This window comes from Delftia acidovorans SPH-1 (assembly GCF_000018665.1).
Taxonomy (GTDB): domain Bacteria; phylum Pseudomonadota; class Gammaproteobacteria; order Burkholderiales; family Burkholderiaceae_C; genus Comamonas; species Comamonas acidovorans.
The window spans coordinates 5,211,544-5,223,933 of the sequence record NC_010002.1; the positions used below are offsets into that span (position 1 = coordinate 5,211,544).

The 12,390-nt window shown below is 70.5% G+C and carries 1 protein-coding gene (only partly in view); it reads right to left on the reverse strand.

Going from position 1 to position 12,390, the window contains the following annotated elements; genetic code table 11:
* On the reverse strand, positions 1–12,390 hold the 3' portion of the coding sequence (locus DACI_RS23950; protein ID WP_012206552.1) for a non-ribosomal peptide synthase/polyketide synthase. 6,141 nt of this gene lie beyond the right edge of the window; the window shows 12,390 of its 18,531 coding nt (coding positions 6,142–18,531); the start codon falls outside the window, past its right edge; the stop codon is at positions 1–3.

Consider the following 12,390-nt stretch of genomic DNA (forward strand, 5'->3'; position numbering starts at 1 on the left):
TCAGTCCAGCGCGTACTCCAGCGCCAATGCATCGAGGATTTCGGCCGTCAGCCCCTCGTTCCTCATGATGGCGTAGTGGTCGGCGCGGATCACCGCCCCCCCGGCACTCTCGACCCCCTCGGCCCCCTCCTGGCGCAGCTGGTACGCGAGCCGCAGCCGGTGCGCGGCAGGCGTTTCATCGCTCCACCAAAGGCTTGCCGCCGCTCGCACGGGCGCCAGGGCCTGCGCCTGCAGCGCCAGGTGCTTCAGGTGCAGGGTCGTCAGAAAGGCCTGGGCCAGATCGGCGCCGTCCATGGAGGCATGGCCGCTAGGTCCGCCCGGTCCCTGCCTTGACGCTTCGCGGCCCAGCGCGGCAGCCAGCAGATCGGCGCGGGGCGGCGCCGATGCATCGAGGTCCGCAAGGTCTTCGATGCGCGCCAAGGGCAGCATCTGCGAGACGAAGAGCTGGAAGTCATCCCACCACGACGGGGACCCGGCCGCATCGCCAGCAGGTACGAACGGGTCCACCAGTCCCAGGAAACCCACCGCCTGTCCCTGGCCTTCGAGCCGGGCCGCGATCAGGGCCGCCAGGCTGCCGCCCAGGGACCAGCCCAGCAGGTGGTAGGGGCCGGCGGGCTGTACCTGCCTCACCATCGCGCAGTAGTCGTCGGCCATCTGCTCCAGCGAGCGGTCGCGGTAGCCGGGATCGCCCAGGCTGCGGCAGGGTATGGCGTGGACGGTGCGCCGGTCCTGCAATGCCCGCGCCAGCGGCTGGTAGTCAAACACCGTGCCGAACCCGGCATGCACGCAAAACAGCGGTGGTGCGGCTTCACACACGGCGTTGAGCGCCACGACTCCTCCAGCTCCCCCAGCTCCACCGGCGCCGGCTGAGCGAAGCTCCAGCAGGCCGGCAATGGTCGGCCGCTGCAGCAGGTCGCGCAGCTTGAAGTCCAGCTGCGGATCGCCCAGCTTGCGCACCTTGGCGTGCATCCTGAGGCTGAGCAGGGAGTCCCCGCCCAGTTCGAAGAAGTTGTCGGTCTCGCCCACGCGTTCCACGCCAAGCACCTCCTGCCAGATGCGGGCCAGCGCCATGGCCGACGCTGTGGACGGTGGCACGTGAACCCGCCCGGCATCTGCCTGCGGCAGCGGCAGCGCACCACGGTCAAGCTTGCCGCTGACCAGTCTTGGCAAGGCGGGCAGGACCAGCGTATGGGCCGGCAGCATGTAGTCGGGCAGGTGCTCGCCTGTCTGCTGGCGGATGCGCTGGACCAGGGTCTGCGCGGCGGTGCCCTCCTCCCCCACCACATAGGCCACCAGCTGCTTGCCTGTACCGGCATCCTGGACCAGCACGGCGGCATCGACCACGCCGGGCACGGCCCGGACGGCCTTCTCGACCTCGCCCAGCTCGATGCGAAAGCCCCGGATCTTGACCTGGTGGTCGGCCCGGCCGATGTACTCGATGTTGCCGTCCGGCATCTCGCGCACCAGGTCCCCCGTGCGGTAGAGGCGGCCGCCACCGCCGTCGAAGGGGTCGGCGACGAAGCGCTCGGCCGTCAGGCCGTGGCGCGACAGATAGCCGCGCGCCAGGCCATAGCCGCCGATGTACAGCTCGCCCACGACGCCGTGCGGCACCCGGTGCAGGTCGGCATCCAGGATGTGCACCGTGCGCTCGCCCACCGGCCGGCCGATGGGGGCGTAGGCACAGTCGAAGGTCTCGCTGGCCTCGGCCTTCCAGATCAGCGGCGTCACCACCGTCTCGGTGGGGCCGTAGCCGTTGATGAGCAGGCGCGGGCGCAGGCTCTGGCGCACCTTGTCGTAGGCGGCCTTGGGCATGGCCTCGCCACCGAAGACATACAACTCCACCGGCGGCGGCTCCTGCGACTGCTCTGCGGCCCAGTCCGCGATCTGCGCCAGATAGGCCGGCGGGAACGCGGCATTGGATATGCCATGGTGGCGCAGGGCCTCCCAGGCCTGCTCCGCCGTCCACATCTGCGGCTCGCGCAGCACCAGGCCGGCGCCGATGCTCAGCGCCGTCAGCCAGCGCTCGTGCGCGCCGTCGAAGGAGAAGGACATGAAATGCAGCTCGCGCGAGTTCGCCCGCATGCCGTAGATCCCGGCCGTGGCCGCGCAGTGCATGGACAGCGGCCCGTGCTCGACAACGACGCCCTTGGGCTGCCCGGTCGAGCCCGAGGTGTAGATCACATAGGCCAGGTCGCGCTCATGCACGGCATGGGCTGGCGCCGCGTTGCAGGCCTGCGTGAAGTCCACCTCCTCGGCCACGACCAGATGGGCCACGGCGGGCGTGCCCAGCTTGTGCAGCGCCGCCCTGTGGGCGATCAGGTGGGATGCACCGCTGTCTGCCAGCATGAACCTCTGGCGTTCGGCCGGCGACGCCGGGTCCAAGGGCAGGTAGGCCGCGCCCGCCTTGAGCACGGACAGCAGGCAGATCACCATTTCCAGCGAACGCTCCATGGCGATGCCGACGATGGCGCCGCGCCCCACGCCGGCCTGCACCAGGCGGTTGGCGAAATGGTTGCTGCGCGCCTGCAGCTCGCCATGGCTGATGGTTTGCTCGCCCATGACCAGCGCCACCGCACCCGGGTCCCGGCGCGCCTGCAGCGCCATGCCGGCATGCACGGGCAGGAACGGCGGGCGGCAGGCATCCGTGCCCATGCCCGTGCCCGTGCCCGCCGGCCCATCGCGGCCGGGCTCGGGCAGCAAGGCGATGTCACGCAGGCAGTGCATGCCCTCGCCCGCCATGGACGCCAGCACCTGCACCAGTTGCCGCAGCAGGGCCTGCACGGCGTCATCGCCGAAGCTGCTCCGCTGATAGATCATCTTGAGCGACAGCACATCGCCCAGCCGCACCTCCAGGTCCATGGGATAGGAGGTCACATCGATGGCATGCGTCACCGCAAATCGCAGATGCGGGTCGTCGTGCGCGGACAGCACCGCATCCATGGGGTAGTTCTCGAACACCAGGATGCTGTCGAACAGGCCGCGCTGGCCCTTGCCCGCCCAGCGCTGGATGTCCGAAAGCGACGTCTGCTCATGCTCGCGCGAGGCCAGGTTCTGTGCCTGCAGCGTGCGCAGCCAGGGGCCCAGCTCCAGCGCGCCGTCGCAGGCCACGACCACCGGCAAGGTGTTGATGAACAGCCCCTGCATTCTTTCCACGCCGGCCAGCTCGGGCGGGCGGCCTGCCACCGTGGCCCCGAAGGCCACCGTGGCCTGGCCCGTGTACCGCGCCAGCACCAGCGACCATGCGGCCTGCACCAGGGTGTTGGCCGTCACGCGCTCGCGCTGGGCAAACTCCACCAGCTGCTGCGTGGCACCGGCATCCAGCGCGGCGCCGGCCTCGTGGTGCCCCTGCCGGGCTGCAGGCAAGGCACCAGGCCGGACAGCAGGCCGGGCAAGCGCATCCACCAGCAAGGTGGGCTCGTGCAGCGGCTGCACCAGGCGCCTCCAGTAGGCCTCGCTGGCCCCGTGGTCCAGGCCTTGCAGCCATGCGATGTAGTCGCGGTAGCTGGTGTCCACGGGCTCCACGGCAATGCCCTTGTAGTCGCGCAGCACCTCGCCCAGAAGGCTCGATGAACTCCATCCGTCCGTGAGCAGGTGGTGGGCGGTCCAGATGCAGTGGTGGCTGCCATCGGACACGCGCACCAGGGCCAGCCGCATCAGAGGCGGCTTCCTGAGGTCGAAGGCCGCGAACTGCCCGGCGGCCAGGGCATCCAGGGCCCCCGCCACATCCTCGCTGTGCCGGCAGTCATGCTCGGTGATGTCCAGCAGGACCTGCCTGGCCACCCATTGCAGCGGCAGGGACGCATCGGCCAGGAAGCCGCTGCGCAGCACGGCATGGCGGTCCAGCACCGCCTGCCAGGCCTTTCGGAAGCGCGCGGCATCCAGGCCATGCGCGTCGATGCGCAGTTGGGTGACATAGGACAGCCCGGAGGGATCGGACAGGCTGTGGAACAGCATGCCCGACTGCATGGGCGACAGCGGATAGAGGTCCGCCAGATTGCCCGCAGGCAGGTCCAGGCCGTCCAGTTGCGCCTGCGTGATCCGCGCCAGCGGGAAGTCCGAGGGCGTCACCCCCTGCGCGCCGCTCAGGCAGTGGTCGATCAGGCCTTCCAGCTCCTGCCGGTAGCGCCCCATCCAGGCCTGCACATCGGCGGTGTCGTGGCGGGCCGTGCTGAAGGCGGCCGTCATCACCAGCTCGCCGTCGTAGACGCGGCCATTGATGGTGAACTCGTGCGACAGCGGCGCCGAGGCGTCGGCCGGCATGCCGCTGCCCTCCGCAGCCGGCAGCCATTGAGCCGCGCTGTCAAAGCTTGCGTCGAACTGCCCCAGGTAGTTGAAGACCAGGCTGGCCTGGGGCAAGGCCTGCATGGCCTGCCTTTGCTGCGCCGTGCCCAGGTACTTGAGCACGCCATGGCCCAGGCCGTGCAGCGGCACCTCGCGCAGGCTTTGCTTGACGCGCTTGAGCGCGTCGCCCGGGCCTGTGCCCGCATCGAGCGCCACCGGGAAGACGCTGGTGAACCAGCCCACGGTGCGCGAGACGTCCACGCCGGCCGACAGCTCCTCGCGGCCATGGCCCTCCAGGTCCACGAGGATGCGCTGCTGCCCGCTCCACGCGCACAGGGCGCGCCCCAGGGCGGCCAGCAGGATGTCGTTGATCTGCGTCCTGTAGGCCGCCGGCGCGCGGCTGATCAGGGCCTCGGTGCGCTCGCGGTCCAGCCGCAGCTCGACGCTGGACTGCCATGCCAGGGTGTTGGCCCCCTCGGGGCGGGCACAGGGCAGGCCGGCCGGCACCTGGGCCAGCGCCTGCCAGAAGGCCAGCTCGCCGCCGCATTGCGCGGCATGGGCCTGCAGCGCCTGCGACCAGCGCTGGTAGCTGGCGGTCTTGTGGACCCTGGCGGGCTCCAGGCCCTGCAGCCGGCTGGCATAGGCCGAACGCAGGTCCTCGAGCAGGATGCGCCAGGAGACCCCATCGACGACCAGATGGTGGGCCACCAGCAGCAGGCGCCAGCTGCCGTCGCCCACCTCGATGCACAGCCCGCGCAGCAGCGGCCCGTGGACGATGTCCAGGCTGCGCTGCGCCTGTTCGCACAAGGCCTCGATCGCGCCGGCATCCCGTGCCTGGCGCACCCACAGCAGTGCCTGCAGGTCGGCCTCGGACGGGCTTGCGTAGGCCTGCTCCCAGGCACCCTGCGCCGTAAGGCGAAAGCGCAGGCGCAGGCTGTCGTGCCGGGCCAGCAGGTCGGCCAGGGCCTGGCGCAGCGGCGCAGACTGCAGCGGCTGCATGCTGCGCAGCAGCAGGGCCTGGTTCCAGTGGGATCGCTGCGGCACGTCCGTTTCGAAGAACTCCGCCTGAATGGGCAGCAGGGGAACGCTCCCTTGGACCGGGGTCTCCTGCTCCACGGCCTCGTCCTGCACGGGCTCGGCCACACGCGCCAGCTCGGCAATGCTTTGCCGCTCGAACAGCTGCCGTGGCGACAGCTTCCAGCCGAAGCGGCGCAGGCGCGAGACGATCTGCAGGCCCAGGATGGAATCACCGCCCAGCGCGAAGAAGTTGTCGCTGCGCCCCACCCGCTCCAGGCCCAGCACCTCGGCCCAGATACGGGCCAGCAGCGTCTCCAGTTCGCCCTCGGGAGCCTGGCTGGCGGCTGGCATGCCGAACGCGGGCAGGGCCTGCCGGTCCAGCTTGCCGTTGGCGTTCTGCGGCAACTGGTCCAGCACCATGATGGCGCCCGGCACCATGTAGTCGGGCAGTACCGTGGCCAGGCGCTCGCGCATCTCCTGCTCGTCCAGGGTGCGCCCGCTGCGGGCAGACACATAGGCCAGCAGCCGCGTGCCCGCCGGTCCCTCGCCGGCCACGACCACGGCCTCGCGCACATCGTCCAGCGCCAGCAGTTGCGCCTGCACCTCGCCCAGCTCGATGCGCAGGCCGCGGATCTTGACCTGGTGGTCCACCCGCCCCAGGTACTCCAGCTGGCCCTGCGCATTCCAGCGCACCAGGTCGCCCGTGCGATAGAGTCTTGCGCCATCGTGGCCGAAGGGGTCGGCGACAAAGCGCTCCGCGCTGAGCCCTGCCCGGTTCAGGTAGCCGCGCGACAGCAGGGGCCCGCCTATGCACAGCTCGCCGGCCACGCCCAGGGGCACGGGGCGCATCCGGTCGTCCACCACCCACATGTGCCGGCCCGCCAGGGGCCGGCCTATGGGAAGGTCCTGCGGCGCCGCGCCGGCGCCTTCCACCAGGCCCGTGCAGTCGAAGAGGGAGGCCGTGACGGTGGCCTCGGTCGGGCCGTAGGCATTGAGCAGCCTCACATGGCCCAGCCCGGCATCGCGCCAGGCCTGCAGGCCGGCGCCCGGCATGGCCTCGCCGCCCACATGCACCTGCCTGAGCCGCCCGTACCCGCGCAGGCCCTGGCGCGCGAAATCCTGGACCAGCAGCAGCCAGTAGGCGGTGGTCAGATCGGCCACGCTGATCTGCCTGGCCATGAGTTCCCTGTGGAAGGTGGCACTGTCCCAGAGTTCGGACCCGCGCAGCACCATGGCCGCGCCGGCCACCAGCGGCGCGAACAGCTGCTCGATGCAGCCATCGAAATTCAGCGTGGCGAACTGCAGCACGCGGTCCTGCGGCGACAGCGCGGCAAAGCCGACGGCCAGCTGCGCCTGTTCGGCCAGGCAGCGGTGGGAGATGCCCACGCCCTTGGGCCGGCCGGTGGAGCCCGAGGTGTAGATCACATAGGCCAGGCATTCGCCATGCACGGCGGCGCCGGGGTTGTGGTCGGACCCCGGCATCGCGCCGATGGCATCCAGGTCCAGCGCCTTCACGCGACCGGCCACCTCCAGCCCCAGGCGGGACTGCGTGAGCAGGCAGGCCATGCCGCTGTCCCCGACCATGTGGGCCAGGCGCTCGGCCGGATAGCCGGGGTCCAGGGGCACATAGGCCGCGCCCGACTTGAGCACGGCCAGTACGGCAACCACCATCTCCACCGAGCGTTCCACCGCAATGCCCACGCGCACCTCCGCGCCCACCCCCTCGGCGATCAGGCGGTGCGCCAAGCGGTTGGCACGCCGGTTGAGCTGCGCATAGCTGATGCATTCGTCGCCAAAGACCAGGGCCGTGGCCTGGGGCCGCTCGTCCACCTGCTGCTCGAACAGCCTGTGCACCAGGGGCTGGGCGTCGCGGCTCTGCGGGTTGCGTCCAGACTGCACCGATTGCGCCCATTGCGTCAGCTGCGCCCATTCATCTCGGTCCAGCAGCTCGATATCGCAGGCCGGCAGCGCGGGCGTTTCGGCCAGGGCCGCAACAATGCCTTCCACGGCGGCCAGCATGTAGGCGCACAGGCGCTGCGCGCCCACGGTCTTGCTGGCCTGCCCGACCAGGCGAAAGCCCTGGCCCAGGTCATCGATGGACATGTCCAGCGGGTAGTTGGTGCGCTCCTGCCCGCCCAGCGCCGTCATGCCTTCCCATGCGCCCGAGGCTGCGTCCGCTGCGGCGCCCTCTTGCGGGGCCACGCTGTAGCGGTAGTTGAGCAGGGCCGAGAACAGCGGCGTTCCCCCCGCCACAGCGCTGCAGCGCTGTGCCAGCGACAGCGTGGCGTGCTCGTGGTGCATCAACCCCGTCAGCCCCGCATGCGTCTCTTGCAGGCACTCCTGCACGCTGCGCCCGCCCAGCCGTATGCGCAGCGGCAGCGTGTTGATGAACATGCCCAGCGCGCTGTGCGCACCCTCCCCGCCCTGCATGCGGCCAAAGAGCACGGTGCCGAACACCACGTCGTCCTTGCCCGTGGTCCTGCCCAGCACCAGCGCCCAGGCCAGGTGGAACAGGCTGGCTGCACTCACCCCATGGCGCTGCGCCTGCCGGCGCAGCTCGCGCGACAGCGGTGCATCCAGCGCCAGCCTGGCCTCCTCCACCGCGCTGCCGTCGCCCTGCACATCCAGCAGGCCAAACGGCGCCGTAGGTTCATCCACATCGCCGAGCATGGCGCGGAAAAAGTCCTCATGCTCGCTGGTGCTCACGCCCAGGCGCGCCTGGGCCACGAAGCGCCTGAACGGCAAGGGCCTCGGCAGCTCCGCCTCGCGGCCCTGGGCCATCAGCGCGATCTCCTCGACGATGCGCTCCAGCGTCGTGTGGTCCAGCACCAGGTGGTGGGTCAGCAGCTGCAGCAGCCAGCGTCCATTGCGCGCATCCTGCGCCGCCACGGCGCGGATCATGGGCGCGCGGCGCACATCGATGCGCTGCACGCGCGGGTCCAGGCGCTGCTGCAGTGCGGCGGCCACATCGCCTTCGCCCCCGCTTTCACCAGGCTCCATCCAGTCGACCAACACCTGTGCCTGCCGCCAGACCACCTGCACGGGCTCGGCCAGCCCTTCCCACAGCACGGCCGTGCGCAGGATGTCGTGGCGTGCGATGACCTGGTTGAGCCGTTGCACAAAGCCCAGCAGCCGCTCGCGCGTGTCGAAGCCCAGCAGTGTGGGCGTGGCATAGGCATCGCCCTGCTGGTGCAGGGTGTGGTGGAACAGAATGCCTTCCTGCAGCGGCGCCAGCGGATAGATGTCCTGGATGTTGGCCGCGCCACCGGGCACGGCGGCCTCGACCCGCGCGATCTCCTGCACGTCCAGCGCCACCAGCGTCAGCATGGCGGGCGTGATGGCCGTGCAGCCTTCGGGGATGCCGTTGGGCGGCACCTGCACCTGGGCGGCGCCATCCGCCTGCATCAGCTGCGCCGCAAAATCCGCCAGCTGCGGATGCTGGAACAGGCTGCGCACCGAGGCCGACAGGCCATGCGCGCGCATGCGCTCCAGCATGCCCATGGCCAGCAGCGAGTGTCCGCCCAGCTCGAAGAAGTTGTCACGTCGCCCCACGCGGTCCTGCCCCAGAAGCTCGGCCCATATCGCCGACAGCTGCTGCTCGACCCCGTTGTGCGGCGGCTCGTATCCACGCTGCGCCCATTCGGGCTGCGGCAGGGCCTTGCGGTCCACCTTGCCGTTGGCATTGAGCGCAAGCGCAGGCAGCACGACGATGGCCGAAGGCTGCATATAGTCCGGCAGCCGCCCGGCCAAAGCCTGGCGCAAGGTTTCGGCCAGCCCCGCATCGGCGTCCGGACCGGCCACATAGGCGACAAGGCGCGCGCCCGCCGCGCCCGACGTGGCTTGCGCCGCGACCACCACGGCCTCGCGCACGCCGGGCTGGGCCAGCAGATGGGCCTCGATCTCGCCCAGCTCGATGCGCAGGCCGCGGATCTTCACCTGGTGGTCCAGGCGCCCCAGGTACTCGATCTGACCCTCGCCGTTCCAGCGCACCAGGTCGCCCGTGCGGTACAGCAGGCCGCCCTGCGTGTCCAGCGGGTCGGCCACAAAGCGCTCGGCCGTCAGTGCGGGGCGGTTCAGATAGCCGCGCGCCAGGCCAATGCCTCCCAGGTACAGCTCGCCGGCCACGCCCTGTGGCGCCGGCCGCATGGCGCAGTCCAGCACATAGGTGCGGATGCCGCTGATGGGCTGGCCGATGGGAACCTGGCGCCGCCCGTCGTCGCGGCAGCGCCAATGGGTGACGTCGATGGCCGCCTCGGTCGGGCCATAGAGGTTGTAGAGACCGGCCCCGGGCAGGAGCCTGAAGACGGCGTTCTGCGCCTCGGCCGGCAGGGCCTCGCCGCTGCACAGGATGCGCCTGAGGCCCGTGCATGCCGCAACGCCCGCGTGCGCCACAAAGGCCTGCAGCATGGAAGGCACGAAGTGCACGGTGGTGACGCCATGGCCCGTGATCAGCGCCACCAGCCTTGCGGGGTCGCGGTGATCGCCAGGCGCGGCCATCACCAGCCGGGCGCCGACCATCAGGGGCCAGAAGAACTCCCAGACCGACACATCGAAGCTGAACGGTGTCTTTTGCAGCACGGCGTCCGAGGCATCGAGCGCATGGGCCTGCTGCATCCAGGCCAGCCGGTTGTGCAGGGCCGCATGCCGGTTGGCCGCGCCCTTGGGGCGGCCCGTGGAGCCCGAGGTGAAGATCACATAGGCCAGATGCTCCCCATGCACGGCAACCACCGGGTTGCGCTGCGATTCACCGGCCACATCGATGCGGTCGATGTCCAGCCACTGCAGATCCTCGCCTGCGGGCAGGCGCTCGCGCAGCGCGCTGTGGGTGAGCAGGCGCCGCACGGCGCCGTCTTCGATCATCTGCGCCAGCCGTTCGGGCGGGTGATCGGGGTCCAGGGGCACATAGGCGCCGCCGGCCTTCATGATGGCCAGCAGGCCCACCACCATCTCGATGGACCGCTCCATGGCGATGCCGACCCGGGTCTCCGGCCTCACGCCCAGGGCCATCAGCCGGTGTGCCAGCTGGTTGGCGCGGCGGTTGAGCTGGTCGTAGCTCAGCACCTGATCGCCAAAGACCAGCGCCACGGCATCCGGCCGTGCCTGGGCCTGGCGCTCGATCAGCTGGTGCACGGGCTGCATCCCTGGTTCGGTTCGGGCGCCCAGGCTCCAGGCCTGCAGCTGCGTCCATTCCTTGCCGTCCAGCATGTCCAGCGCCGCAGCCTCCAGGCCGGGCTCGCTTTCCAGCGCGTGGACCAGGGAGGCCACGGCCGCCGCCATGTATCCACACAGCCGTTCAGCCCCCAAAGCAGCATCGGCCTGGGCCACGATGCCAAAGCCTTCGCCCAGGTCATCGATGGACACGGTCACGGGGTAGTTGGTGCGCTCCTGCCCGCCCAGCGCCGTCATGCCTTCCCACGCGCCCGCTGCGCCCCCCTCCTGCGGCGCCACGCTGTAGCGGTAGTTGAGCAGGGCAGAGAACAGCGGCGTTCCCCCCGCCACAGCGCTGCAGCGCTGTGCCAGCGACAGCGTGGCGTGCTCGTGGTGCATCAGCCCCGTCAGCCCCGCATGCGTCTCTTGCAGGCACTCCTGCACGCTGCGCCCGCCCAGCCGACCGCCCAACCGTATGCGCAGCGGCAGCGTGTTGATGAACATGCCCAGCGCGCTGTGCGCGCCCTCCCCGCCCTGCATGCGGCCAAAGAGCACGGTGCCGAACACCACATCATCCTTGCCCGTGGTCCTGCCCAGCACCAGCGCCCAGGCCAGGTGGAACAGGCTGGCTGCACTCACCCAATGGCGCTGCGCCGCCCGGCGCACGCTGCGCGCAAGGGGCTCGTCCAAGGCCAGCCTTGCCTCTTGCACCGCACTGCCGTCCCCCTGCACATCCAGCAGGCCAAACGGCGCCGTGGGCTCATCCACATCGCCGAGCATGGCGCGGAAGAAGTCCTCATGCTCGCTGGTGCTCACGCCCAGCCGGGCCTGGGCCACGAAGCGCCTGAACGGCAGGGGCCTGGGCAGCTCCGCCTCGCGGCCCTGGGCCATCAGCGCGATCTCCTCGACGATGCGCTCCAGCGTCGTGTGGTCCAGCACCAGGTGGTGGGTCAGCAGCTGCAGCAGCCAGCGCCCGTTGGGCGCATCCTGCGCCGCCACGGCGCGGATCATGGGCGCACGGCGCACATCGATGTGCTGCACGCGCGGGTCCAGCACGGCCTGCAGCCGGCCTGCCACGTCCGCGAGCTCCCCTTCACTCTCCTCCAGCCAATCGACCAGCACCTGTGCCTGCCGCCAGACCACCTGCACGGGCTCGGCCAGCCCTTCCCACAGCACGGCCGTGCGCAGGATGTCGTGGCGTGCGATGACCTGGTTCAGGTGGGCCACAAAGCCCAGCAGCCGTTCGCGCGTGTCAAAGCCCAGCAGCGTCGGCGTGGCATAGGCGTCGCCCTGCTGGTGCAGCGTGTGGTGGAACAGAATGCCTTCCTGCAGCGGCGCCAGCGGATAGATGTCCTGGATGTTGGCCGCGCCACCGGGCACGGCGTCCTGCACCCGCGCGATCTCCTGCGCGTCCAGTGCCACCAGTGTCAGCATGTCGGGCGTGATGGCCGTGCAGCCTTCGGGGATGCCGTTGGGCGGCAGCTGCACCTCATGCCGGGGCAGGCCCTGCTCGCGGCGCAGCGCCAGCGCAAGATCCGCCAGCCGGGGGTGCTGGAACAGCGTGCGCACCTGTGTCACCCAGCCCTGGGCGCGCATGCGCTCCAGCAGCTTCAGGGCCAGCAGCGAGTGCCCGCCCAGCTCAAAGAAATGGTCCTGGCGCCCCACGCGCTCCACGCCCAGCACCTCGCTCCAGAGTGCGGCCAGACGCTGCTCGCCGTCGCCCACGGGCGCCTCGTAGTGCAGGCTGGCCAGCAGTTCAGGCTCGGGCAAGGCGGCCCTGTCCACCTTGCCGTTGGCATTCAGGGGAAGGCGGTCCAGCACCATGATGGAGGCCGGCACCATGTAGTCCGGCAGTTCAAGGGCCAGGCGCTCGCGCAGTTCGGCCGCCGTGACCTGCTGCCCTTCATGCGCCGAGACATAGGCTGCCAGGTGCATGCCCGCCGG